This window comes from Pseudoalteromonas sp. MelDa3, assembly GCF_002863625.1.
GTDB lineage: Bacteria > Pseudomonadota > Gammaproteobacteria > Enterobacterales > Alteromonadaceae > Pseudoalteromonas > Pseudoalteromonas arctica.
Genome location: NZ_PJBR01000028.1, coordinates 1 through 25175, shown reverse-complemented (window position 1 = coordinate 25175; position 25175 = coordinate 1). Strand labels below are relative to the sequence as shown.

At 38.3% G+C, this 25175-nt stretch carries 21 protein-coding genes, 1 other RNA gene and 1 pseudogene; 11 read left to right on the top strand and 12 right to left on the bottom strand.

All coding sequences use genetic code 11. From position 1 onward, the window contains the following. Positions 1-11: 11 nt before the first annotated feature. Positions 12-1685 (bottom strand): gamma-glutamyltransferase, encoded by a 1674-nt coding sequence (gene ggt / locus CXF89_RS07920; RefSeq protein ID WP_121954302.1) that lies wholly within the window; start codon positions 1683-1685, stop codon positions 12-14. A gap of 92 nt (positions 1686-1777) precedes the next feature. After that, positions 1778-2320, bottom strand: coding sequence for a GNAT family N-acetyltransferase (locus CXF89_RS07915; RefSeq protein ID WP_121954301.1), 543 nt, complete (start codon positions 2318-2320; stop codon positions 1778-1780). A 51-nt stretch (positions 2321-2371) separates the two neighbouring features. On the opposite strand from CXF89_RS07915, the gene CXF89_RS07910 reads away from it, so the two are divergent. Beyond that, the gene (locus tag CXF89_RS07910; protein ID WP_024591652.1) at positions 2372-2737 is read left to right on the top strand and encodes a hypothetical protein; all 366 of its coding nucleotides are present in this window, start codon (positions 2372-2374) and stop codon (positions 2735-2737) included. A gap of 103 nt (positions 2738-2840) precedes the next feature. Here the strand turns inward: CXF89_RS07910 and fabB are convergent, their stop codons facing one another. Next, on the bottom strand, positions 2841-4052 hold the full coding sequence (gene fabB, locus CXF89_RS07905; RefSeq protein WP_007582000.1) for a beta-ketoacyl-ACP synthase I: 1212 nt from the start codon (positions 4050-4052) through the stop codon (positions 2841-2843). A 178-nt stretch (positions 4053-4230) separates the two neighbouring features. Here fabB and mnmC point away from each other — a divergent pair, with 178 nt between their 5' ends. The 3 genes from mnmC (at position 4231) to CXF89_RS07890 (ending at position 7449) form a co-directional block, all read left to right on the top strand. Continuing rightward, positions 4231-6240, top strand: a complete 2010-nt coding sequence (gene mnmC / locus CXF89_RS07900; RefSeq protein WP_121954300.1) for a bifunctional tRNA (5-methylaminomethyl-2-thiouridine)(34)-methyltransferase MnmC2/FAD-dependent 5-carboxymethylaminomethyl-2-thiouridine(34) oxidoreductase MnmC1 — start codon at positions 4231-4233, stop codon at positions 6238-6240. A gap of 67 nt (positions 6241-6307) precedes the next feature. Next, positions 6308-6631 carry a hypothetical protein gene (locus CXF89_RS07895; RefSeq protein WP_121954299.1) on the top strand — a complete coding sequence of 108 codons (324 nt, stop codon included), beginning with the start codon at positions 6308-6310 and terminating at the stop codon, positions 6629-6631. A 182-nt stretch (positions 6632-6813) separates the two neighbouring features. Then, positions 6814-7449 (top strand): SDR family oxidoreductase, encoded by a 636-nt coding sequence (locus tag CXF89_RS07890; protein ID WP_007581997.1) that lies wholly within the window; start codon positions 6814-6816, stop codon positions 7447-7449. A 179-nt stretch (positions 7450-7628) separates the two neighbouring features. Here the strand turns inward: CXF89_RS07890 and CXF89_RS07885 are convergent. Then, positions 7629-8385 (bottom strand): annotated as a pseudogene (locus CXF89_RS07885) (sulfite exporter TauE/SafE family protein). 185 nt (positions 8386-8570) lie between these two features. Here CXF89_RS07885 and CXF89_RS07880 point away from each other — a divergent pair. The 3 genes from CXF89_RS07880 to CXF89_RS07870 all read left to right on the top strand — a co-directional run bounded on the left by CXF89_RS07880 (position 8571) and on the right by CXF89_RS07870 (position 11173). Beyond that, positions 8571-9575, top strand: a complete 1005-nt coding sequence (locus CXF89_RS07880) for a YHYH protein (RefSeq protein WP_121954298.1) — start codon at positions 8571-8573, stop codon at positions 9573-9575. 35 nt (positions 9576-9610) lie between these two features. After that, complete coding sequence (locus tag CXF89_RS07875; RefSeq protein WP_007581994.1) at positions 9611-9907, top strand: hypothetical protein; 297 nt, start codon at positions 9611-9613, stop codon at positions 9905-9907. Positions 9908-10063: 156 nt separating this feature from the next. Further along, the gene (locus CXF89_RS07870; protein ID WP_257983188.1) at positions 10064-11173 is read left to right on the top strand and encodes a hypothetical protein; all 1110 of its coding nucleotides are present in this window, start codon (positions 10064-10066) and stop codon (positions 11171-11173) included. Positions 11174-11270: 97 nt separating this feature from the next. Here the strand turns inward: CXF89_RS07870 and ssrA are convergent. Next, positions 11271-11627, bottom strand: a transfer-messenger RNA (tmRNA) gene (gene ssrA / locus CXF89_RS07865). A gap of 263 nt (positions 11628-11890) precedes the next feature. Here ssrA and CXF89_RS07860 point away from each other — a divergent pair. After that, a complete protein-coding gene (locus CXF89_RS07860) occupies positions 11891-13516 on the top strand; it encodes a DUF342 domain-containing protein (RefSeq protein ID WP_121954296.1) in 1626 nt (541 codons plus the stop codon). Here the strand turns inward: CXF89_RS07860 and rnt are convergent. Next, a complete protein-coding gene (gene rnt, locus CXF89_RS07855; protein WP_121954295.1) occupies positions 13500-14198 on the bottom strand; it encodes a ribonuclease T in 699 nt (232 codons plus the stop codon). The two genes, CXF89_RS07860 and rnt, sit on opposite strands and share 17 nt — an antisense overlap. Before the next feature lie 202 nt (positions 14199-14400). On the opposite strand from rnt, the gene CXF89_RS07850 reads away from it, so the two are divergent. Beyond that, positions 14401-15279: a flagellar protein MotY gene (locus CXF89_RS07850; protein WP_121954294.1), complete on the top strand. Its 879-nt coding sequence runs from the start codon at positions 14401-14403 to the stop codon at positions 15277-15279. Positions 15280-15284: 5 nt separating this feature from the next. Here CXF89_RS07850 and CXF89_RS07845 read toward each other — a convergent pair whose 3' ends face one another. Then, the gene (locus CXF89_RS07845) at positions 15285-16178 is read right to left on the bottom strand and encodes a DMT family transporter (protein ID WP_121954293.1); all 894 of its coding nucleotides are present in this window, start codon (positions 16176-16178) and stop codon (positions 15285-15287) included. Positions 16179-16393: 215 nt separating this feature from the next. Between CXF89_RS07845 and CXF89_RS07840 the strand changes: the two genes are divergently transcribed. Then, positions 16394-17596: an aromatic amino acid transport family protein gene (locus tag CXF89_RS07840; protein ID WP_010554637.1), complete on the top strand. Its 1203-nt coding sequence runs from the start codon at positions 16394-16396 to the stop codon at positions 17594-17596. An 80-nt stretch (positions 17597-17676) separates the two neighbouring features. Here CXF89_RS07840 and CXF89_RS07835 read toward each other — a convergent pair whose 3' ends face one another. The 4 genes from CXF89_RS07835 to CXF89_RS07820 form a co-directional block, all read right to left on the bottom strand. Beyond that, positions 17677-18867 (bottom strand): amino acid aminotransferase, encoded by a 1191-nt coding sequence (locus CXF89_RS07835; protein WP_010554636.1) that lies wholly within the window; start codon positions 18865-18867, stop codon positions 17677-17679. A gap of 80 nt (positions 18868-18947) precedes the next feature. Next, on the bottom strand, positions 18948-19607 hold the full coding sequence (locus CXF89_RS07830) for a GAF domain-containing protein (protein WP_121954308.1): 660 nt from the start codon (positions 19605-19607) through the stop codon (positions 18948-18950). A gap of 56 nt (positions 19608-19663) precedes the next feature. Next, positions 19664-21313, bottom strand: a complete 1650-nt coding sequence (locus CXF89_RS07825; protein WP_121954292.1) for a SpoIIE family protein phosphatase — start codon at positions 21311-21313, stop codon at positions 19664-19666. Further along, positions 21313-21618 carry an STAS domain-containing protein gene (locus CXF89_RS07820; RefSeq protein WP_002962948.1) on the bottom strand — a complete coding sequence of 102 codons (306 nt, stop codon included), beginning with the start codon at positions 21616-21618 and terminating at the stop codon, positions 21313-21315. Before CXF89_RS07820 ends, CXF89_RS07825 begins: the two co-directional genes overlap by 1 nt. 135 nt (positions 21619-21753) lie before the next feature. Between CXF89_RS07820 and CXF89_RS07815 the strand changes: the two genes are divergently transcribed. Continuing rightward, a complete protein-coding gene (locus tag CXF89_RS07815) occupies positions 21754-22083 on the top strand; it encodes an SUI1 family translation initiation factor (RefSeq protein ID WP_121954291.1) in 330 nt (109 codons plus the stop codon). Positions 22084-22095: 12 nt separating this feature from the next. On the opposite strand, the gene CXF89_RS07810 is transcribed toward CXF89_RS07815, so the two are convergent. Further along, the gene (locus tag CXF89_RS07810; RefSeq protein ID WP_021032079.1) at positions 22096-25110 is read right to left on the bottom strand and encodes a bifunctional diguanylate cyclase/phosphodiesterase; all 3015 of its coding nucleotides are present in this window, start codon (positions 25108-25110) and stop codon (positions 22096-22098) included. Between the last annotated feature and the right edge of the window lie 65 nt (positions 25111-25175).

Below are 25175 nucleotides of genomic sequence, written 5' to 3'. Positions count from 1 at the left end.
TGTTTTTTTATTTAAAAAACAATTGATTTACCGCGCCCTGATGCTTCAGAAGCGGCATCTAATTGGCCCTCTTTATTAATAATAACGTGTAAGTCACCAAAGTGATTCTCGTCTATGGTGTAACCCATTTTGGTGAGTTCTGCTTTTACGCTATCGGTTAAACCTATGTGCGTTCTAATTATATTTTTAGGCCACAATTGATGATGAAAACGAGGGCTATTTACAACCTGCTCTGCAGTCATATCAAACTCTATCGCATTTAAGATAGATTCGTACACAGAGCTAATAATGGTTGTGCCACCAGGCGAGCCTGTCACCATTTTAACGGTGTTGTCTTTAAGTAGTATTGTAGGTGTCATAGAACTCAACATACGCTTGTGTGGCTGTATTTCATTAGCTTTACCGCCTATTGCACCAAACACATTCATAACGCCTGGTTTGGCGCTAAAGTCGTCCATTTCATCATTTAAAATAAATCCTGCACCTTCAACAACGACACCGCTACCAAACCCTAAGTTTATTGTGGTGGTATTTGCTACAGCGTTACCCATTTTATCAACGATTGAAAAGTGCGTAGTTTGCTCACTTTCTTTAAGGCCCGGTTTAATATTTTCGGTAGTCGAGATAGCGGTTAACGAAATGCCATTACTGCGCTCTTTGAGGAAGTTAATATTAGTTAACGCGTTTACTGGAACATCAAAAAAATCAGGGTCGCCTAAATATTCTGCTCTATCTGCAAATACACGTTTACCTATTTCAGAAAGTAAATGCACATACTGAGTAGAGTTATGCGCTAAGCCTGCATCTGGTTTTTGTAACTCATACATTTTGAGCCACTGTAAAATAGCAATACCACCTGAACTCGGCGGTGGCGAAGTAAGTACTTCATAACCATTCCAACTCGCTTTAATGGGTGTACGTGATTTAGCGGTATAATTTTTTAAATCATCTTGATTAATAATACCGCCATGCTGGTGCATAAATTTAGCAATAATATTTGCAGTCTCGCCTTTATAAAATCCATCTTGGCCGTTATCACGAATACGCTTTAGCGTTGCCGCTAGCTCGGGTTGCTTAAAGATTTTATTGGCTTTTACATCAGCAAAATATTTTTCAAAGTTTACATTTATTTTTTGCTCTTTTAGATGGGCTATATAATGGCTAACACCTTTTGCTAACTTAGGCGGAACTACAAACCCTTGCTCAGCCAACGTTACAGCAGGCTGTACTAGTGTTTCCCACTTTAAAGTGCCATGCTTTTGATGGGCAAGCCACATACCCGCTACACTGCCAGGTACACCGCTTGCGTGAATGCCATATATTGATTTGTTTGCAATAACATTACCTTGCTCATCTAAATACATATCACGATGAGCCGCTGTTGGTGCTGTCTCGCGATAATCTATAAAATCGCCTTTGCCATCTTTTTGAATAAGCATAAATCCCCCGCCGCCAATATTTCCGGCTTCAGGAAGCGTCACTGCAAGTACAAATTGTGCCGTAATAGCCGCATCAACAGCATTACCGCCTTGCTCTAATATACTTTTAGCAGCATCGGCACTGAACGAGTCAGGCATTGCGACCGCGCTTTGCGCTAAAGGCTGCGCCAAAACACTAAAAGTAGTGAACTGTAAAACCAGTACACTTTTGACGATTAATTTACGTGGTGAAAAAAACAATCCCATACAACATCCTTAATTTATTATTTTTGTTGCCCATATTAATGCACGTCATTTAAGGACAGGTCAATCTTTATACTGTTGATATTTAATCATCTTCAAACGTTTTTTGAATAAAGTACCGCGGGTAAGTCGCCTTGCTCATCTGTATGTGTATAATTTTTTATAAATTGCAGGCCTAACTTTTTCATTATTGTTATAGAGGCCGTATTATCTTTTAGTGCAGTTGCGCTCATCGCCTTAACGTCATCTTGCTTAATGAGTTCATCACATAATGCTAAAGCCGCCTCGGTTGCATAACCATGCCCCCAACTCGCTTGTTTAAAGCGCCAACCTATTTCAATATCGCTGTAATTTGGTGCATCACTAAAGAAATTCATAGGTCTTATTAATACCCAGCCAATAAATGTATTGGTTTGCTTTAGAGTGATACTCCACAGCCCCCAGCCTTTTAGCTCATTTCTATATGCGAGCATACGAGGCACTCCCTCATTTTTTATTTGTTCTAAAGAGGTAGGTACGCCTCGCGTTAAATACTGCATTACGGCGGGGTCTTGATCGAGTTCAAATAATTGAGGCCAATCGTGCTCACTCATTAATTTAAAATTTAATCGTTTTGTTACGGGGGCGTTCATTTTCATTGTTGTATAGTCTGCCTCGAATTAATTATCAGTCTCTAAAGGAGATAGCACATGAATAAATTAGCAGGTTTAGCTTTATTAGGCACTTTAATTACATTAACTGGTTGTGAAGATGCCAACGAAGTAAAAGAAGATGCAAAAGATAAAAGCGCACAAATGCAAGAAAAGCTTGGTGATGCATGGAACGACGTTAAAGAGACAACTAACGATCTTAAAAATGATGAGTCTTTAAACGAGCTATTAGAGCAAAGTAAAACAATGGGCTTAGACATGTACGACGACGGCAAAGAGATTGCGGTTGATGCATGGATTAAAAGCAAAGAAGCTGCTGGCGAGTTAACTGAAAAAACTAAGCAGAAAGCGCAAGATATTGCTGACGAAATTGAGCAAGCGCGTAAAGAACATAACGAAGGTTAATTTAACTTTCGATAATAAAAAAGGAAAGCCTCGGCTTTCCTTTTTTGTTTTAAGCAATTTAGCCCTGACATGTATTTACATATTTAGGGCTTATAAGCTCAAATTAACCTTTGTACTTACTCATAACTAAAGTCGCGTTTGTGCCACCAAAGCCAAAGCTATTAGACATTACAGTATTTAACTCAACATCACGACGTTCAGTAATAATATCTAAACCTGCCGCTTGCTCATCTAGCTCATCAATATTAATTGAAGGCGCTACAAAGCTGTGCTCTAGCATTAATAATGAAAAGATAGCTTCGTGAACACCTGCAGCACCTAGGGCATGACCCGTCATTGCTTTAGTTGCGCTGATCATTGGTGACTTACCACCAAACACTTCTTGAATCGCACCAAGCTCTTTAACGTCGCCTACAGGTGTAGATGTACCATGCGTGTTTAAGTAATCAATACTGTCTACATCTTGCATAGCTTGGCGCATACAACGTGCTGCACCTTCGCCAGATGGAGCAACCATGTCGTAGCCATCTGATGTTGCACCGTAACCAACAATTTCAGCGTAAATGTGCGCGCCACGTGCAAGTGCATGTTCAAGTTCTTCAACTACAACAATACCGCCGCCGCCAGATATAACAAAACCATCGCGGTTTGCATCGTATGTACGAGACGCTTTTTCTGGTGTTTCGTTGTACTTAGTAGAAAGTGCGCCCATAGCGTCAAATTCCATTGCCAATGTCCAGTGTAGTTCTTCACCGCCACCAGCAAAAACAACATCTTGCTTACCTAATTGAATTTGTTCTACTGCATTACCAATACAATGCGCAGATGTTGCACATGCAGAGCTAATTGAGTAGTTAACACCTTTAATTTTAAAAGGTGTTGCTAAACAAGCAGATGTAGTACTCGCCATAGTACGTGGAACCATATAAGGCCCTACACGTTTTACGCCTTTTTCACGTAAAATATCAGCAGCTTCTACCTGCCATTTAGACGAACCACCGCCAGAGCCAACAATAATACCCGTGCGCTCATTTGATACTTGGTCGTCAGACAAACCTGAGTCTTCAATTGCTTGAGTCATCGAAATATAAGAATATGCAGCAGCATCGCCCATAAAGCGCATTGCTTTGCGGTCAACATGTGCTTTAACGTCAATATCAATTTTACCCGATACGTTACTACGTAACTTATAATCGGCAAATTCTTGGTTAAAAGCGATGCCGCTTTTGCCCGTTTTTAACGATTCTAATACTTCTTCTTTGTTGTTACCAATGCTTGATACAACACCGATACCTGTAATTACAGCTCTTCTCATGGGTAATTCCCTTAGCTTAATACTTAATTGCATTCTATTTTACGCGAATTTAATCACCTAAGTGGTCAGCTTTCTAGCGTACACTTGTACTCTGAACTGCTAGCTTATAAATAACGCCAGACTATTACAAAGAAAACCCGTAAAATAATTAAAAATATATCTATAAATTTAAAAAATTATGATTAAGAACGCACATAGTCACATTAATAATTTAGGTACACCTTTGACTAATGACTCCGGTGATATTTATTTTTCTAATGACGATGGCTTAGCTCAATCGCATTATGTGTACTATGAGCAAAATAATATAGATGTACGATTACAAAATCATGACCAATCACATTTTGTTATTGCCGAAACCGGTTTTGGCACCGGTTTAAACTTTTTAAATACGTGGCAACGCTTTAAAGACCACCTTGAGCGGATGCAAGTTCAAAATGAATGTGAAAAAAGCGTAAAACGCCTACACTATATTTCGTTTGAAAAGTATCCCTTAACATTAACAGACTTAAAACAAGCATTAACCGCTTGGCCTACCTTAAGTTATTTTAGTGAGCAATTAACAGTAAACTACCCAATTAATTTAGAAGGATGCCACCGGCTCGAATTTAATAATGGCAATGTTGTTCTCGATTTATACTTTGGTGATGCGCTTGAATCAATACAAGCAATGAGCTACCCGCAAACAGGAATTGTTGATGCTTGGTATTTAAATGGGCTTGAGCCAAGTGAAAATCCTGATATGTGGCAGCAAAGTTTATTTAACTCCATGGCTGATATAACAAGAGCTAATGCAACCTTATCGACTTTTACTGCCGCTGACTTTGTTCAACGAGGATTAATAGAGGCTGGCTTTAGTACTAAAAAAGCCAAAAATTTTAATCAAAAAGAAGATATGCTTACTGGCCAACTTAAACATGTTAATAACGCTCAATCAACCCCCGCTTATTTTAATCAAGATAGCAGTACTTTAAAAAATGTAGCGGTCATTGGCGGTGGTATTGCCAGTAGCTGTATTTTATACAGCTTGGCTAAACGAGGCCTAACCAGCCAATTATTCTGCCAAGATGAAAAGCCTGCAATGGGGGCATCGCACAATGTGCAAGGCGCTATTTACCCTCACCTACAAGCTAAAAACTCGCCACACAGTGAATTGTTTGCACATAGCTTTTTATACGCAAAACGCCTATATAACAACTTACTTAGCAGTGGTTTTAATTTTGATTACGATTGGTGCGGCGTATTACAACACGCAGTGAAAAAACCTCTCGCTGATAAGCACGAAAACTTAGCACAAAAGCAACTGTGGCCAACCCAGCTAATGCGTAACGTAACCGCAGAGCAAGGCGATGAAATAGCCGGCGTAACAACAGGTTATTCAGGCGTATTTTTTGAACAAGGCGGCTGGGTTAACCCGCCGCAATTAGTAAACGCTATGCTAAGCGCTGCAAATAGCATAAACCCATTTAAAAGCGTGTTTAACTGCAATATAAAGCAGCTTAAAAAAACTGACAACGGTTGGTTTTTATTAACGAATGATGAGCAGCTAGGCCCGTTTAGCGATGTAATTATTTGTGCAGGTGAGCACAGCGATGCATTTGAGCAAACAAAAGCGCTACCTATAGTGGGCGTACGCGGTCAGGTTTCACATATTGAGGCAAGTGAGCAATCACGCAAACTTAAAACAGTGCTATGCCATAAAGGGTATTTTACCCCGGCTTATTTAGATCATCACTGTATGGGTGCCACATTTGAAAAAAACACTAAAAGCCGCCAAGTTACAGCGCTCGACAACCAATTAAACCAAGAGCAACTACTTAGCTTTTATCAGCAAAGTGAATTTGCCTCCACCCTTGGCAATATAAACTCGGCAAAAGCGGCTGTTCGCTGCACATTTATAGATCACCTGCCAATGGCAGGGCAATGGTGCGAGCAAAGTGATTATATAATGGCTTTTGCTAATCTACGTTTAGGTAAACGCTACCAATATGAGCAACTTAATAAACCACAACAAGGCCTGCATATTTTTACCGGTTTTGGTGCACGCGCGTTGTGTAGCGCACCGCTAAGTGCAGACCACCTCGTAAGTTGTTTAAATAACGAACCCCGCCCATTAAGCGAACGTGTAAGCCAAGCTATTCACCCTGCTCGGTTTATAGTGCGAGACTTAATTCGTAATAAAATTTAAATGACATTGGTGCTTATTGAGGTAAAATAAGTACCAATAAAAGGAATTTATTACTCAAAGGACTCTAATGAAAAATTTAGCATTTTTAATAATATTGCTATGCACTCTATCGTTTAACGTACTCAGCCAAAACGTCACTGAAATCCCACTTCCTGAAGAGTTTGTTACAACGATGGATGTAGCAAGCGAATACCCAATGGTACGTACTGGTTATTTAACCGATTCAATTTCTGATATCACTCGCTTTTATCAGCAAAAATTAGGTGAACCTTCAAAAACAAATGGCAATAGTACATATCGCACTTTGTTTTATAATTACCAAGAACATAAAGTCCGTATTAGTCTATACCGCCGTAGTTATGTGACCGAAGTGAGTATAATGGTTGAATAAAAAGTTCTAAAAAACACGCCAAAAGCAGCTAATTTTAATGCTCAGTTAAGTATTGAATTTTAATTAAAGTATTTTTTGAAATTAGCTCATTTAAACTCTTTTTTACCCTTTAAAAATAATCCCCTACCCCAAGGTCTGTTTGTAAGCACATTACTTTTACTATTTATTGGAAGGAGTTAATTATGAGTAAGACCCTAATTATTGGCGCAAGCGGACAAATAGGTAAAATGACAACTGAGCTACTTTTAGAAAATGAGCAAAATGTTGTGGCATTAGTGCGTGACAAAAATAAGTTAAGCGATTTAAACAGCTCTTTTTTAACTATTGTTGAGCAAGATCTTGAAGGCGATTTTGGTGATGCCATGAAAGGCTGTGACCAAGTGATTTTTGCTGCTGGTTCTGGTGGAAGTACAGGCGATGATAAAACTGTACTCATTGATTTATGGGCTGCAACAAAAGCAGCTACATTCGCTAAAGAGCACGGCGTTAATCACTTTATTATGGTCAGTTCGATTGGTGCTGACGATCCAGATTCGATTCAAGGTGATTTAAAACCTTACTTAGTTGCTAAGCACATGGCTGACGAGCACCTAATAAATAGTGGTTTAAATTATACCATTGTTCGCCCTGGTACATTGACTGACGATAGTGCATCAATGCAAGTAACTACGCAGCAACCAAGTGATCGTTCAGAAGCTAAAATTAGCCGCGAAAACGTAGCCAATGCATTATTACATATTGCGACCAACTCATTTATTAGTAACCGCATTTTTAAGTTGTTTGATGGCGACAAGCCAATTAAAGCCGCTGTTAAATAAGCTTTAATACCAATTTAATTAAACGTATGAACAATTATTACAAAGAATATGTAATTCATCGATAAGGCAAAAAATTACAGTGTAGTCGCTCTATATCCGTAACTTTTTGGCGCAATGAATTATTTAATCCTCTTAAATAATTTATGTTTAATAAAATTAAATTTACTCCACTAAGCAAATTAGTGGAGTAATATTTTTATACCTTGCCAACCAAGTTGTAGCGTTAATAACGTTAAAACTATCCTAAAAATATGCTTAAATTTATCCCCAGACATCTTTTTAAGTAATTTAATTCCGAACCAAGTTCCTACAGCGCCACTTTACCATGGCAATTACAAGCGGTATCCATTGCCAAAAACTAAAGCCAACAGCGCCATAAATTATCGCTTTTAATAAATGCTGCACACTCATAATGCTCGAAAACGTTGCCGTAAATTTTAACTTTTCGTAATTATTTATATATAAACAGCTACCAACTAATGGGCCACTTGCCCCCACAAACATAGAAATAAAAGTAGTTATTCCACCGGCGACCATACGCCACACCTTAGAGGTTAATTTTATAGGTGGCGTTTTACCCCACAGTAAATAAATAACAAAAATAGCGACCACTAACTTCATAGCATCAAGCGATATATCATCAATAACAAAACTTGATAACCCCGCCCCTACTAAGCCGCCTAACGCAAAATATACAAACATGCTTTTATCAATATGCTTAAAGCTGAGTAAAAACCTATTTGCATTAGAGCCAAGCTGTACTAAACCATGCACAGGCACAACAACTGCCATTGGCATAAACGACGCCATAACAACAAGCAGCATTAATCCGCCACCAGCACCAAATGCAGCAGATATAAAAGAAGTAAAGCCAGCGGTGATCATTAACAATAAAAACAAAAATAAAGACATGCTGTCGGGAAATAAAAAATCCATAAAACTCCACTGCCTATTTAAGTACTTTTAAGTCGCAGTATTTTAAACAATAAAAGGTACTAAACACATTTAGAGAAACTTTATCAGCTTCTATCTCGTGCTATGTACTATGTTGCGTTGTTTTTGCACTTTGTTTGCACATTTAACAAATATTATACATTCAACTTCATTACCGGATATTTTTGATGAGAAGATTTAACACACCAATTTTGACACCGCTTGCAGTGTGCATACTCGCACTGGGTTTAGCTGCCTGTAACGGTAGCGATGCTGAAAGTACAGCTGTAACTGAAACAACCACCGATGAGGGAACTACAACAGATACTTCAACCGATTTTGTTGTAGAAGTCGACCCTTTTAACTTTGAAAGCGATGCGCTCATTTCATCAATTACCACTCAAACATGTACGCTAAGTAATGGCGATGAAGCCTCATGCTACAAAATTGATATTGCCGGTGCGCCTTCAAATTACGAGATTGGTGTATTTTGCCCTCAAAATATCACCTCAACAGCTGACGAAGCCGGTATTTGGTTTGATGGCACCGGTGAGGTTTACGATATAACCGGAGACTTTATTTTAAATCTACCTACATTATATAACGATAGTCATTGGCAGCTATACGACGAAGGTACAGGCCTTGTAAATGTAACCGACACACAAGAATCGTGTGATGGCGCTGCACGCCCAAACGTAGAAGAACAATACCAAAACCACTGCGTAGAATGCTCTATTGATTATGTTGATGGCGGTATATCAGAATCATTTTTAATTCCAATAACGCCTGTTGCAACCACTCAAAATAGCAGTATTGGTAACGCTAATGTAGGTGTTGCTCTCAATGGTGTTGTACTTGCTGCACCCGCCCCTGTTGAGGCTATTTTAGGCGCATACACTATTGCAGCCTTTGATGATTGCGCTGGCCATATTAACTTAGTAGCAGGCTATCACTACCACGGTGAAGCAGGTTGTAGCCAAACACAAATTCAATCAGACGGTCATGCCGCCATGATGGGTTATGCACTCGATGGATTTGGTATATTTGGCATGCTTAACGAAGATGGATTAGAACCCACTGATTTAGACGAATGTAGGGGCCACACCGACGATACACGCGGTTACCACTACCATGCAGCCGATGTATCTGAAAACATGTTTATTGGTTGTTTTAAAGGTGCTACCGCAAGATAACTCGCATTCTGGCCAAATAATTAACTGAGATACTAATGAAAATATTTAACGTGATAAAAGCACTAACCACTGGCTTTTTACTTGCTGCCTCATGCTCAGCGCTAAGTCATGCAGGCCACGGCTCAAATGCGCCTTGGGAAGCATGTGAAGCAAAAGCCATTAATGAAGATTGCAGCTACACAAGCCATGATAAAAAAGCGACAGGCACATGCCAAGCAATGAACAAAGTACTTATGTGCGTTCGAAATAAACCACTTGAAACATTAATAGACAAAGCAACCCAACCAGCAAGTGATCAAAAGCAATCTGTAAAATCACTCGCTAAACGATAAAGTAACAGCTACACGCCAAAGCCTTAACGCTGTTTGTTAAGGCTTTTTTAATCGCAAATCATTAGAAAGCATACCCTTTATCTGTTAAGTTAGCTTTGTGTATCAAATAATAAAAATAAAATTCCAAAAATGGAATTACACAAGCAAGGTACTAACGTGAGCGCTACATTTAAAATTGTTTTTAATGGTCAGTTATATCAAAATACTGACCTTACCTCTGCCCAAGAACAACTCAGCCAACTTCTTAATATTCCTCATAATATTGTTGTTCAGTTATTTGATGGAAAAGCTTACGCTTTAAAAAAAGACTTATCGAGTATTGATGCTGTTAAAACAGAATCCTCACTTAAAAAGCTAGGTTTGATTACTAAAGTAGAACCGCAACTCTCTACTGTAACCTCTCAATCTCAAAATAATCAAATAGCACTCACTGAGCACAGTAAAAATAGAGATAAACACATTAGTGAAAGTACTGACGGCAAAAGTATTTCAATACAAAATGAACGCCTAGATACAGACGAAGCCCCAAATACAGCTGCAGCTATTAAGCAAAGTTATAATAAATATAAACTACTGCGTAACACTTTAAAAAGCGCATTGTACTTTTGCTATTGCGCACTTTGTATTATTACCTTAGTAGGTGTAGTGATCAGTGTTAATGCACTTAAAAACAACTTTGGCACTCTAAATAACACAACTACAAATAACACAACTACAAACAACTTAAGTTACCAAAACTATAAACAATATTTGATTGATCAAAATAGCCTAAATCAACCAACACAAAAAGTAACAAACGAGCGAACAGCTAACCCTACACAGCAAAAAAGTAATGAGTACTTTAGTCGCTTTTCATCACTAATAAATAGCTACGCGCAAAGTACAGGACAAGCTGATATAAAAACGATGGGGGGTGATAAATTACAACAGCACCTACAAGAAATAGACGACCTAGGCCCTAAAAATGAATTTTGGCAGCAACTGATACAACTTTCAAAAAGCTTAGATAACGATAAGCACGCAATAGGGATGCTAAACAACACTGACCCCGCCAAAGTACAATGGATAAACGCAGTAGATTGGATCAGCCAAAGCTATATTAGGCAACAGCAAAACACACAAGCTACCAACACCTCCCCAGCCAATGCGGATGAGCAAAGCAGCAACCCAATACTTAATCTAACGTTGTTAATAAGTATGTTGTCGTTATTCAGTATTTTTATAATTTCGATAAAAATGAAGTTACGCGCAATTATAAATACTTAAACTTTATTTTATAAATTCCATAAAAAACCCGCAAATTTGGATTAACAAATTTGCGGGTTTCTTATGGTTTTCGAATAACGAGTTCAAAAACCTTTATTGGTGGAGCTGGGGGGATTTGAACCCCCGTCCGAAAAGCCTCGACCGTCGGTACTACATGTTTAGTATTGTCATTTAATTAACCTTTAAGTCCCGGACAAACACGGTAAATAAAGGCGAGGCCGCTTAGTTTTAGCGCTTCAACCCCGGCCAGGGTTTCCGTCGCGATCAGGTGTTAGGGTGACACTCCAAAATCCAGTCCACAAGAATACATGGAAGGAGCGCTAGCCAGCCTAAGCTGCTAGAGAGTAGTTATCGTCGTTTGCGATTACTTTAGGTTGCGGCTGTTTAACGAGGCAAACCGCACCTCGACATGCACCTTGGGCTTCTTGAATTCCGTCGAATCCTAATCAGCCCCTGAATTAGTAACTCAATTCAGAGCGTACAAACAGTATAACTGAGTAAAGTACTGATACTCAAGGCCTAGTAACGCTTTATTTTAATTGTATGAGCCAATCGCGTGTTAAGTAACCAAAATTTAGTTTATGCAAGCCTATATAAACATTTACTTAACAATGTGTTTAACCTGTGTTCAAATGAGGAGTTAAGGTTTTTGCTATTTCTAAACCTTTAGTTGTAAAAAATAAAAATAATAACAGGCATAGAGTAGGGAATTAATAAATGTCGGTTTTTTCATTTGATAAAAGTACAGGGTTTGTCTCTTTAGAAAGTCACCCTATTGATAGTGGTTTTCCTGTTACAAGTACTCAGTTAACGCAAATGCTAGAGCAATCTGAGTTTAGTGAGTACGAAGCTGTCATTGCCAATATTGGAAAGCTTTTTGCGCCAACTAAAAATTATCAGGAAGTATCGCTTGTCGTTGCTAAAGCTGTAGATGCGTCGCTTGTCATTAATATTGATGAAAAAAACATGGTCGCAGAAGCAACATTAACTACCGCTAAAGGTGGCGCACTTTTGTCTATGGAAGGCGCGCAAAAAGCACTTGCTGATGCAGGTGTTAAAAAAGGAATAAGTCCTCGTGCGCTTGATACCTTTTTGGGCCAGCAGTTTGAGCAACCAGCAGGAAGCTCTTACAGTGCCATAATTGCACATGGGCGCAATCCAAAAGAAGGCAGCGATGCTAAATTTGTGCGTTTATGCTCAACAGCTCAAGACCGAGTACTCAGCCCACAAGCTAAAGAAGGCGGTAAGGTTGATATGAAAAACCTTGGCGCTATTATCACCGTAAAACCTGGCACTCCCTTAATGCAGCGTATTGCAGCGACCCCTGGAGAAGAAGGCTATACGGTATTTGGCGATTCAATTAGTGCAAAACCAGGTAAAGATCACCAACTCCAGCCTTTCGAAGGTACAAAAGTAGATCCTAATAATCCTAATATGCTTATTGCCGACTGCAAAGGTGTGCCCGTTGCCCTACCCCGTGGTATGCGTGTAGATGACGTTTTATGCTTTGATAACGTAGATGTAAGTACAGGCCATGTTGATTTTGATGGTAGCGTAATTATTACTGGCGATATTAAAGACGGCATGCGTGTAAAAGCCAACGGTGATATTACGGTACTTGGTTTTGTAGAATCAGGAACTGTTGAAAGTAAAAGTGCGGTAACCATTATGCTTGGCGCAATTGGCCGAAAACGTGAAGGCGAGGAAGCATTTACGTGCTGTATAACCGCTCAACGAACTATTTCGATTGGTTATGCCCAGTACTGCAATATTAAATCCGAACAAGATTTATTTATTGAACGCCAAGCTCTACATTGTGATTTAAGTGCTAGGCGATTAATACGTGTAGGCAAAGCAAATGACCCGCGAGGTAAAATTATTGGCGGTAATATTTTAGATGCTATGCGCATTGAAACGGGTGAGCTCGGCGCGCCAGCCGGTACTAAAACACGCGTATTTTTAGCGCAGCTCTGGTTTGAGCTTCGCCAAAAGCAAACACAAATAACCGATTTTGAAAAAGTACTTGCGACTAAAGTAACCGCTTTACAACAAGCTCGCGAAAAAGCGAGTAAAATTGCGGGGGCTGCTCAGCGTCAGCAATTCATGAATAAGATAACTGAAAATGAAAAGCATATAAAAATACGCTCTGCGCATATTCATAGTCAAAAACTACTTATTAAGCAAAAAATAGTGCAATTACTTGCCAGCAGTCGTTTAAAAGTAAATGAATTAATGCACCCTGGTGTGGAGCTTAAAATAGCGAAAGATTCTAAACAATTTTCGCGTATTTACCCGCCCCACCTAGTTAAGCTAACTGAGGGTAAAATTACTCAGACGTTTTAGTTTCTTCGTCATTTTTTGTTTCAACTTCAGCATCAGCATCAGCGTCATCTAGTGGCGCTAATGGCCAACCACCTAATTGCTGCCAGCGGTTTACTATTAAACAATAAAGCTCAGCTGTACGTTCTGTGTCGTAAAGCGCTGAGTGCGCTTGGCTGTTATCAAACTCGATACCAGCCGCTCTACATGCTTTTGCTAATACAGTTTGCCCTAACGCTAAACCCGCTAAAGATGTTGTATCAAAGCTTACGAAGGGATGAAATGGCGTACGCTTAATGTTATTACGCTCTATTGCTGCATTTAAAAAGCCATGATCGAATGCGGCATTATGCGCCACAATAACTGAGCGTTGGCACCCAGCAGCCTTTTGCGCTTTGCGTACTACTTTACATATTTCTTTAATTACTTCATCTTCAGGTACTGCGCCACGTAATGGTGAAAACGGGTCTATACCGTTAAAGTCGATGGCTGCTTGTTCTATATTAGCGCCTTCGAATGGCTGAACATGAAAATGAACAGTATGATCTATGCTGAGCAGTCCTTCGTCATCCATTTTTAAAACAGAGGCTGCTATTTCTAACAAGGCATCTGTTTCTTTGTTAAAACCTGCAGTTTCAACATCAATAACAACTGGAAAAAATCCACGAAAGCGTTTTGCGAAAGGTGTTTGCTCAGTATTTGCCATAGTCTTCTTTGTTTATACGTGTAAGCTGACTATTATGTCAAAATTGATGCCCCCTAGGCTAGGGGATTTAAGTATTTATTGCTTTAAAATTGTAGGCACATAACTTGCTTTAACTTATAAGTTAGTTATACAGAGAACAAACTAATCATTGCAGTCGTTAATTTGCCAAATTATTGGCATTCCCGGATAGCTGGAGAGCACCATGAAGTATAAGTTGTTATTTATTAGCCTTAGTATAAGTGCGGTGTTTTGCAGTACTCACTCGCAAGCTGCTATGCGCCAATACACAGCAACCCAAGACAACTCCAACTGGGAAGTCGTTAAAACAACGCGCTTACAATGCCAATTAAATCATGAAGTTCCTTATTACGGTGAAGCTATATTTAAAGCTTCTGCAAGTAAAAATAAAAACTTAACATTTAATTTAGATATGGTTGTACGCCCAGATAACTATGCAATTGCAGGTTTAAAAGCAGTGCCACCTACATGGCGTGCAGGATTGCCCGCTCGCGATATTGCAAATATGAAATTACTTAAAAAGTTTGATGGCGAGCTAGGCAATAAAACCGCATGGGAAATGCTTACCGAGCTTGAAAAAGGCTACTACCCTACTTTTTATTATCAAGACTGGCAAAACAGTGCCGATAAAATTGCCATTGGTATATCGAGCGTAAACTTTAAACAAGCTTACTGGGCTTTTTTACAATGCCGTGATGAGCTACTCCCTTACAGCTTTGAAGATATTTCGTTTACTGTAATGAACTATCAATCTAACAGCAGTAAATTAACTAAATCCTCGCAACAACGTCTTGATAAGATTGCTGAGTATTTAAAAAATGATGCAAGCATAGAGTCCATTAGTATTGACTCATACACCGATAGTTATGGCGGACGCTGGAATAACTTAGATTTATCGCGCAAGCGCGCCAAAACTATAAAAGATTATATGGTGAGCTTGGGTGTTGATGAAACAAAAGTACAAACCACCGGTTTCGGCGAAAAACGCTTTGTTGATAATAACGATAACATTTTAAGCCGAGACAAAAACCGTCGTTTAATTATTCAAATAGAAAAAATGTAGTAAAGCTAATTTGTGTTTACTTTCTTTCGCCTTAAAAACTTATCACCAAATTGGAAAAAACCTAGACTAATTAAAATAATAACCGCACCAATTATTAGTTCTTGGCTTAATGACTCATTATTTAGCCAAGCTCCCAAGCCTAACGCAAAGCTAGGAGTTATAAGTGTAGTAAGTGATACCGTGCTTGCATTTAGGTTTTGCAGCACATGAAAATACGCCAAAGCCCCTACTAAAGATCCAAATATTCCTAGATAACCAATAGCCCACAATGATTTTGCACTCCAGTTTTGTATATGCAACTCACCATCTAATAACCACCAAGCAATAAAAAAGAGTGGGGTTACAAAAACTAAGGCACCAAATGTTGTTGCCATAGGATGAATCGCAATCTGTACACGTTTGATCATCACACCACTTAAACTAAAAAAGCAGACAGCCATAAACACATAAAGCAACCCGAGCCCTTGAGTTTGCGAGTTTTGTACTTGGTTATAACTAACAAAATATAAGCCAATTAAGGCGCACGCTAACGCAACTAATTTAATCGGGCTAAATTTAGGTTCATTTAATAATTGCTGAGCAAGCAACCCCGACAAAATAGGTGCAAGGCCAAACATAAGCGAAATAATACCAGAAGGGACTGTTTTAGCTGCCATATAGCTCAACAACATACCGCCAAAAATACCTATACTCGAATAAAAATAAAGTAAGCATGCATTTTTGCTCCAAGGCACTCTAATATTTGTAATGGCAACAATTAAGCCACCTAACAATAGTCCCACCAGCATCCGCATTAACACAGCAAGTGTTGGCGATACAGTTTCACTACTCCACACGATACCCAGTGGTGTAGTGGACCATATAAGAACCATTAAAAAATACGATACTTTAACTGGCACGTGCCATCCCTACGCTTTATATGAATCAATAAAACAAAGAATAAATTATACGCTCACTACTGTGTTTTAGTACTTTTTAAACACTAAAGTCCTTAATAAATACAGTTGTAAATTGTAAGTTACATTTTAATACCGCTCTTTTATTACAAAACTATTTGAGATTTGAGCAACTAGTTATATGGTGCATCAATATTAATAATAATTAAGGTAATTAAGTGCTTAAAAATAAAACAACTGGAAGCATGTTAATTGTTGCAGGCACCACTATTGGTGCGGGTATGTTGGCATTGCCAATTGCATCTGCCGGGCTTGGGTTTAGTACTGCACTTGCATTAATAATTGCTAGCTGGTTACTAATGACCTACACCGCACTACTCATGTTAGAGCTACACCAATATGCACCACGCGATGCAACGTTAAATACATTGGCTAAATTATGGCTTGGAAAGCGCGGACAATATATTGCGAATTTTTCGATGGTTTTTTTATTTTACGCTTTATGCGCTGCTTATATTGCAGGTGGTGGTGCACAACTCCAAGCGCGTATAAATATAGGCTTTGATGTAAATATAGCCCCACAGTTTGGCTCTGTAATCCTCGCTGTTATTATTGCAAGTGTGGTAACGCTAGGCACTAGCAAGGTAGATAAACTAAACAGAGTGTTATTTACAATAAAAATTATTGTATTAGCTAGCTTGTTTTACATGCTTACTCCTTATGTGCAGGGTAAACACTTATTAGAGATGCCTGTGGAGCAAGGGTTAATCCTTTCAGCTATACCGGTTATATTTACTTCGTTTGGCTTTCATGGATCTATCCCCTCTATTGTTAAATATGTTGGTGTTGAAATAAAAGTACTGCGCAAAGTAATGATTGCTGGAGCCGCCCTACCTTTAGTCATTTATATTTTTTGGCAACTACTTAGCCAAGGTATTATGAGCCAAGCTGATTTACTCAACAGCCAAGGTCTTAATGGGTTTGTATCTAGCGTGGCAAGTATTGCGCATAACCCAAGTGTGGCAACGGCCGTTAAGTTATTTGCTGATTTAGCACTTGCGACATCATTTTTAGGGGTGAGTTTAGGGTTATTTGATTTTTTTGCTGATGCATTTAAAAAGGGTGACAATAAAACAGACCGAATTAAAACGGCCTTAATTACGTTTATTCCGCCACTTGGCTTTGCATTGTTTTATCCTCAAGGCTTTATTATGGCCTTAGGGTACGCTGCAATAGCACTTGTTGTACTGGCAATATTTTTGCCTGTAGCAATGGTTTATAAACAGCGTACAACATCAAATAAAACAGGCTACCAAGTTAAAAGTGGGAATGTTGGGCTTGGTATAGCAGCTATATGTGGCATAACTATTATTGCTGCGCAGTTTATGCAAATGGCGGGGCTTATTCCTGCTATCGGTTAAAGATTGCTGCTTTTTGTTTAAATTTAGATAATAAAAAACCGCACATCATTATGATGTGCGGTTTTTTATATTAACTGCGTTTATTTACAAACGTCAGCTACAGCATTTGAAAAGTATTCAATATTTGAATGACTAACACCTGCAACATTTACGCGGCTAGAGCCAACTATGTAAATGCCGTATTCTTTTTGTAGGCGAGCAATTTGCTCTTTATTAATACCTAAGAAAGAAAACATACCGTTTTGGCGTTCAATAAATGAGAAGTCTTGAGCAATATCTTTAGTTGCTAAGCTTTCTTTAATTAAGCTACGTAAGCCATTTATACGACTACGCATTTCATCAAGCTCAGAGTGCCACAATTGTGTAAGCTCTGTACTGCTTAAAATAGTATTAACAATGTCAGCACCATGCGCTGGCGGCATTGAGTAAATACTACGTACAACGCTTAGCATTACAGAGTTTGAAATATCTGCTGTTGCGCTGTCTTTTGCAATTAGTGAACATGCACCAATACGCTCGCGGTATAAGCCAAAGTTTTTAGAACATGAAGAACAAATAATTAGCTCTTCTACTGCATCGGCTAAAATACGTAAGCCACGTGCATCTTCTTCAAGTGAGGCACCAAAGCCTTGGTACGCAATATCAACAAGTGGTGTAAAGCCAACTTCTTTTGCCAGTTCGGCAACCGTGTTCCACTGTGTTTCGTTTAAATCCATACCGCTTGGGTTATGACAACATGCATGCAGTAAAACCACATCACCTTTAGGCACTTGTTTAAGTGTGTTGATCATTTCATCAAACAATAAATCTTTATTTTCGTAATCGTAATATGGGTATTCTTTTACTGTTAAGCCTGCAGCTTCAAACAAGCTAATATGGTTAGCCCATGTTGGGTTAGTTACCCAAACAGTTGCGTCTGTATTACAACGCTTAATAAATTCAGCTGCAACACGAAGTGCACCCGTACCACCAGGAGCTTGCGCAGTACGTACGCGGTTAGCTAGTAATACTTGATGCTCACCTAATAGTAACTGCTCCATTTTTTGGCAGTAATCTAAATTACCCGCTAAACCAATGTAAGATTTGCTCATTTCGTTTTCAAGACGAAACGCTTCAGCTTTTTTAACCGCTTTAAGAACCGGTGTATTGCCTTGCTCATCTTTGTAGACACCTACACCTAAATCAATTTTATTAGGGTTTGTATCTTGTTTATAGGCCGCCATAAGGCCAAGAATAGGATCTGTTGGTAATGGTTTTAATACTGAGAACATTGGCTATCTCTTATCGTTATTTAGGGGTTAGCTGTTAAGCTAAGCTTAACATAAAAGCACATCATATTGACTAGCGTTATTTACACTAGAAAGTGAGGAATTTTAATACAACATGCAATTAAAACGGCAAGTGTCTTTTCATCAAAAAAATCATTTTTAAAGGCTTCTGCATCTACAATACCAACGCATTCATTTTGTGCATTAAATAAAGGTAGGCAGGTTTCTGATTTAACTTTAGGATCGCATGTGTAGTATTCACCACCTTGTGATAAATACGCCTCAACGTTATTAATAATGCGGCCCTTGTGAGATAGCGCAACCTGTACGTTGTTACTGCCAGCTGCAAATGCTTGCGTTAAAGGAAACAACGGACGACTAGGCGCTCCATGATAAGCCAATTTTAATAGTTGATTACCTTCAGGGGTATTAGTTGATTGATAAATACCATACCAATCAACGCCCGTTTGCTGCTCAATGTAGCTTACAATACGTTGTAAATTAGCCAGCTTAAACTGTGTTTGCTCATCATTTTTAATATAGTCAGTTAATTTGAATGGCTCATCTTGTAAGTAACCAAATAAACTACATGCACCGCCCTCGCCAAGCTCTGGTATTTGATACTCCCAACACACATCAGGCAAAGCAGTGTTTGCTAAATGTAGATCAAGCTTTTCAAGCTCTGTTGAAATCAAAGCTGGATTAGCACTAAGTTGTGCTTGTTTTAAGTAAGAAGAAATCATTTGGCCATCCATACATCTAAAGTTTCGAGAATAATAGCATGGATATTTTTACAGAGCTAGCTCAACTTGTAGCACATTTCAACTTGGTTACCACTGGCGTTATAAGTGACTTTTTCGGCTATTTCTTCTAATAAAGACACCCCTCTGCCAAATTCGTTATTAGCCTTTGCCAACTCATCGTGCTTACTACTAAACCCTCGGCCTGAATCACAAATAATAAAATATAAACTGAGCGTGTCGGGGCAATAGCGCATATCAATAATAATCATGGCATCTGTAAGTTTAGCAAGGGCTGCCTCTCTCAACTCGTAATATCGAAAAAAGCCGTCTTCTTGTTTTTTAATTTCTGAGTTAAGTCCTAATACACCATGATCAAGCGCATTGTTATAAGCCTCAGACAACAGTAAAAATATATTAGAACGATGAGTATTTAGACCCTCAACACTGCTTAAAATATTAACGACGTCGTAAACGGGGTCTGTTTTTTTTATTTGCTCTGAGTTTAAGCTCAAAGACAAATTAAAAGCTAAAGTAGAAAATGCTTCTCGCTCTTGTTCCTCAGGAATTAAAGGCAGGCAGTTTAGTAAAACAATGCTTAAATCGTCTTGCTGCTTAGTACCATCTGCAAACTTAGTAACATTAGCAACTATGTCTTCACTACTAATCATCGATTTACTTTTTAAGGTTTGTAAAAAACGCTCTTCCCCAAAAAATATATCCTCTTTGTTTGCCGTTTCTATAATACCGTCGGTTGCTAATACTAGGCGTGTATTACTATTTGTTTCAAAATGAATAACTTCATATTCAAATTCTTGTTCATCTAAAATCCCCAGTGCCATATGCTGCGATTCTAATGTTTGTTTTACATTACCGTCTTTATCTATTAGGTAGGCATCGGGTAAGCCGCCCATCCATGCAGAAACACTTTTACCTGATGCACTAAGCTCTATAATGGTTGCAGCACAAAACATATGCCCAGGTAGTAGGTTGTACAGTAGTGTATTTAGCTCACAGGCAATATCGTTAACCGCCATGCCTTTTTGTACCATAGTATAAAACACACGAGAAGTTGGTAGTGCACCAATAGCTGCTGCAAGGCCATGGCCCGTAAAATCTCCCAACATGCAATACAAATTACCGATTGGGCTTTGCGCTACTAAAAACATATCGCCGTTAAACATAGAGGCCGGTGATAAATTAAAATCTAAATACTCTTTAAACTTACCTTGGTTTTCTAATGAGTTATTAAAAATATGCTCAATTATTTCGTGTTCACGTTCAATTTGATTGTGATGATATTCAAGCAATTTCTTTTGTTGGTTTGCTTTTTTACTCAGCTCTCTGGTGCGAATATGTGCTTTAATTTTTGCATGCAGAATAACTTTTTCAAATGGTTTATGAATAAAGTCATCGCCACCCACTTCGAGGCAGCGCTCAAAACTTGCTTGATCTTCTAAGGAGGTTATAAAAATAATCGGTAAGTAAACTTCACTATACTGCTGCTTTATTTTTTCAGCAGCTTCAAAACCATCCATTACAGGCATTAAAACATCAAGTAAAACAACGTCTATTTGCTCTCTTTTAAGTACATTAAGTGCATCTAGCCCGTTATAAGCCACTGATATTTTATAACCCTCTTGCTCAAGCATTTTACTTAGTAAAATGCGATTGAGCGCCTGATCATCTACAATTAACACATGTATCATTAGCTAATATCAAACTTTTTATCAAAACGTGAAATTTGTAGAATTTTTCTAAGCTGAGGTTGGCAATTGCTTATTTCAATAGTTTTCACTTGGCTATCAATTGTTTTTTTCATGTTAAGTAACATGCCAAGTGCTGAGCTATCCATGTAGTCAGTCTCTCTTAAATCGATAATAACCTTTACTGTTTTTTCGCTCATTTGGGCATAAGCTTGGCGAAAAGATTGCACTAAATTAAAGTCAAATTTACCTTTGATTTGTATTGTTAATGTAGTGCCATCGACTGATTCATTCTTAGTTAAACTCATATTAAACTCCAATAATATTTCCTTTGAACTAAATATAACCTGTTAAAAGTATTTAGCAAAAAGAAAAACACACAACTTCAAATTTGCTATCATTTACGCCAATATTTAATTAATTTTTATCCATAAAGGTAAGGTATGAGTGATAGTCACTTAGTATATTCAACAAGTATGGGTCGCATTGACCAGCCAAAACCAGAAAAAGAGTTAGAAGCTAAGCTTTTTAAAGATGGTTTTATTCGCATTGAGCGTCAAACAAAAGGACGTAAAGGCAAAGGCGTAATGTTAGTTGTAGGCATTGATCCAAAAGATCATGATTTAAAAAAGTTAGCTAAAACTATAAAAAGCAAAATGGGCCAAGGCGGCGCAGTAAAAGAAGGCATTATTGAAGTGCAAGGTGATGACCGCGATAAACTAAAAGCCATTTTAGAAGCGTTAAAATTTAAAGTTAAAATTGCGGGTGGTTAATCCGCAATTTTATTAACTACTTACTTCGCTATTTGAGAGTTCATTTAACCTTTCATACAATTTTGGTAGTTCGTGCTCAGCAATTGGTTTACTAAAATAATAGCCTTGTACAATGAAACAATTATTATTTTGTAAAAACTGCATCTGCTCTATTGTCTCAACCCCTTCTGCGACCACGTCTAGCTTTAACTTTTGCGCCATGGCAATAATAGCGGCAGTGATTTCCATATCATTTGTATCCTCAGGGATATCTTTTACAAATGAACGGTCAATTTTCAATATATCAACCGGGAATCGTTTTAAGTAACTGAGTGACGAATAGCCAGTACCAAAATCATCAATAGAAATAGATATACCTAAGGCTTTAAGCTCGTGGAGTTGTGTAATTGCAGCTTCTACATTTCCCATTAGCATACTTTCGGTAAGCTCTAAGTGAAGGCGCTTAGCCGAAACACCCGTCCTAATTATCATTTTACTCAGTGTTGAGACTAAGCTTGAGTCTTTGAACTGGCGAGCCGATAAGTTTATCGATATATTATTTTCTAAGCCTTGCTTTGTTAATCTTACGGCAAAATCACAAGACTCTTGAAGCACCCATTCGCCTAATTCAACTATAAGGCCTGTCGCTTCTGCAATAGGAATAAATTTATCTGGAGGGATTGCGCCTTCAGTTGGGTGGAACCATCTTAATAACGCTTCATAGCCAATGACCTGATGAGTACGACTATCAACTTGAGGTTGGTAGTAAACTACAAACTGTTTTTCTTTTAGTCCTATACGTAGCTCATTTTCAATAAATAAACGCTCATTAGCAGCTGCGTTCAATTCTTGGCTATAAAAATGGAATGTATTACGCCCTTTTGCTTTTGCCTCATACATTGCTAAGTCAGCATGTTTTAATAACTGATCTTCTTCTAGGCTATCGTACGGAGCCATTGTAATACCAATACTCGCGCTCACAATAACTTCATTACTACCTAGTTTTATAGGCACATTCAGTGTTTTTTGAATTGTATTGGCAACATCAGTCGCGTGAGCTTGGCTTTCTATACCACTGAGTAATACTGCAAATTCATCACCACCTAAGCGCGCTATGGTGTCCTCGGCTCGTAAACGTTTTTTAAGTCTGTTTGCCACTTCAATTAATAATTGATCGCCGGCATCGTGACCTAATGTATCGTTAATACGTTTAAATTCGTCTAAATCAAAGTAAAACAATGCAAATGCATAGTGCCCACGTTCTGCTAATGCCATTGATTTACGCAATTGCATTCTAAAAAACGTTCTGTTGGCAAGGCCCGTAAGGGTGTCAAAGTAAGCAAGCTGCTCCATTTTACGCTGGCTTTCTTTTACAAACGAAATGTCTTGTGCAGATGCTACATAACTGGTTATTTCACCGCCCTCTTCACGAATTGGCGAAACACTTAAAGACACCCAAATTGGCTCTTTATTCAAGCCTTGAATTAATGTATCACCGCGCCAGTAATTACGGCTGCGTAAATCTATGTCTATATCTTCAACTAAAATAGACATTTCTGAGGCAATAATATTAAGTAATGGTGCTCTATTAAAATGACTTTCTGGGTAGCCTGTCATTTCGAGCATTTTTGGATTTACGTATTCAATTACAAAATTCTCATCGGTGATCACAACGCCAGTGCCCGAGAATGCTACCGCTTTAGATAAACGGTTAGCTGCTTTTTCAGCAATTTCTTTTTCTGTAATTCTCTGGTTTAAGCCATCGATAAGTTTGCGAATTTCTACCGTCATGTCTCTAAATGAGCCATTAAGCGTGCCAATTTCATCTTTATTTTCTGGTGGAAATTCTGTAGTTAATTGACCTTTGCCAAAACTTGTAACTGCATAAACCAAAGTATGTAAACGGCGAAGGACTAGTTGATAAAGCGCTTGATGCAGCAATAAGGCAACTAATATTGCGTATAAAATAAAGAGACCAAAAAACTTCAGTTTTAAATCTTGTAATGCAGATAACGTAGATGAGCGCTTTTTATATACCCCTATGTACCAATCTAAGTCATCAATCTTACGAATATTGATAATATGAGCTTCGTCATTTTTTTCAAACGAATTTGCGTATTCAGGTAATTTCACCGCAATTACATCATCAATAATCGACTGCAGTGCTGGGTTTACAAATTCATTAGTAGCGAGTGCTTTATTATCGCTACCATAGTCGGCTAGTAAGGTCGGATTTAAGTCTGGGTGCGCTAACAATTGCCCTTTACTATCAAACACAAGTAGGTGTTTTTCTTTATCACCAACAGGTAAAAACGAAATAAGTTTGTTGAGGGAAATATCGCTCCCCGTCACACCTAAAAACTCATTATCGACATAAACTGGCACTAGTAAGCTAATAACCCATTTGCGCCATACTGTATCGTAATAGACTTTTGACCATGCAGGCTCTCTTACTGTTTCAAGCGTGCTTTTAATCGATTTATAAGTTGAGCCATTCGTTGCTCTAAAGTCGGCAGGTGCGTTTAATGCCCAATTAGGAGGAGAAACACGAATAAAATCATCATCTGTTATTAGATAAAAGTTAAAAAAGTCGTGTACCAGTGTAGGAGAAATTATACGCCACAGCATCTCAGAATCATTAAATAGGCGTTTATAAAAAGGAGAGTAATTTTGCTGTGGTAAAAATGCTGCTGATAAACCATCAGCCGAGGCACTGCGAATCGTACCGTCACTATTAAATTGTAACTGTGATTTATTGCTTAAATTAATTGGTGAATTGGGTTGAAAAAGTTGTTGTGTTACTACGTTATTAGCTTGTTGAGCAATATTTACTTTAGTTTTAATGCGCTCATTAAATTGCTTCACTAATAAGTCTGTCGAGCTTTTTAAAACTTCGTGTTCTTCAAAAACGAGTTGCTTCTCTTCAGATTTAAGCATTAAGGCAGCCGCACATACCCCAGCTATTAAGCAAATAGCGGATATGAGTAGCGATAGTTTTACACTTAAAGAATTCAATCCAAAACGCGATGGAGGGCGTCTGTAAACCACGGGTCAACCTTAATTATTAATAATTGTTATTATTTGAACCAGTTAACGAAATATACCAGATCCGC

Bases quoted from the DNA above. Each gene is read 5' to 3' on its own strand.
- ggt (WP_121954302.1), bottom strand. From the start codon at position 1,685: ATGGGATTGTTTTTTTCACCACGTAAATTAATCGTCAAAAGTGTACTG.
- CXF89_RS07915 (WP_121954301.1), bottom strand. From the start codon at position 2,320: ATGAAAATGAACGCCCCCGTAACAAAACGATTAAATTTTAAATTAATG.
- CXF89_RS07910 (WP_024591652.1), top strand. From the start codon at position 2,372: ATGAATAAATTAGCAGGTTTAGCTTTATTAGGCACTTTAATTACATTA.
- fabB (WP_007582000.1), bottom strand. From the start codon at position 4,052: ATGAGAAGAGCTGTAATTACAGGTATCGGTGTTGTATCAAGCATTGGT.
- mnmC (WP_121954300.1), top strand. From the start codon at position 4,231: ATGATTAAGAACGCACATAGTCACATTAATAATTTAGGTACACCTTTG.
- CXF89_RS07895 (WP_121954299.1), top strand. From the start codon at position 6,308: ATGAAAAATTTAGCATTTTTAATAATATTGCTATGCACTCTATCGTTT.
- CXF89_RS07890 (WP_007581997.1), top strand. From the start codon at position 6,814: ATGAGTAAGACCCTAATTATTGGCGCAAGCGGACAAATAGGTAAAATG.
- CXF89_RS07880 (WP_121954298.1), top strand. From the start codon at position 8,571: ATGAGAAGATTTAACACACCAATTTTGACACCGCTTGCAGTGTGCATA.
- CXF89_RS07875 (WP_007581994.1), top strand. From the start codon at position 9,611: ATGAAAATATTTAACGTGATAAAAGCACTAACCACTGGCTTTTTACTT.
- CXF89_RS07860 (WP_121954296.1), top strand. From the start codon at position 11,891: ATGTCGGTTTTTTCATTTGATAAAAGTACAGGGTTTGTCTCTTTAGAA.
- rnt (WP_121954295.1), bottom strand. From the start codon at position 14,198: ATGGCAAATACTGAGCAAACACCTTTCGCAAAACGCTTTCGTGGATTT.
- CXF89_RS07850 (WP_121954294.1), top strand. From the start codon at position 14,401: ATGAAGTATAAGTTGTTATTTATTAGCCTTAGTATAAGTGCGGTGTTT.
- CXF89_RS07835 (WP_010554636.1), bottom strand. From the start codon at position 18,867: ATGTTCTCAGTATTAAAACCATTACCAACAGATCCTATTCTTGGCCTT.
- CXF89_RS07830 (WP_121954308.1), bottom strand. From the start codon at position 19,607: ATGATTTCTTCTTACTTAAAACAAGCACAACTTAGTGCTAATCCAGCT.
- CXF89_RS07825 (WP_121954292.1), bottom strand. From the start codon at position 21,313: ATGATACATGTGTTAATTGTAGATGATCAGGCGCTCAATCGCATTTTA.
- CXF89_RS07820 (WP_002962948.1), bottom strand. From the start codon at position 21,618: ATGAGTTTAACTAAGAATGAATCAGTCGATGGCACTACATTAACAATA.
- CXF89_RS07815 (WP_121954291.1), top strand. From the start codon at position 21,754: ATGAGTGATAGTCACTTAGTATATTCAACAAGTATGGGTCGCATTGAC.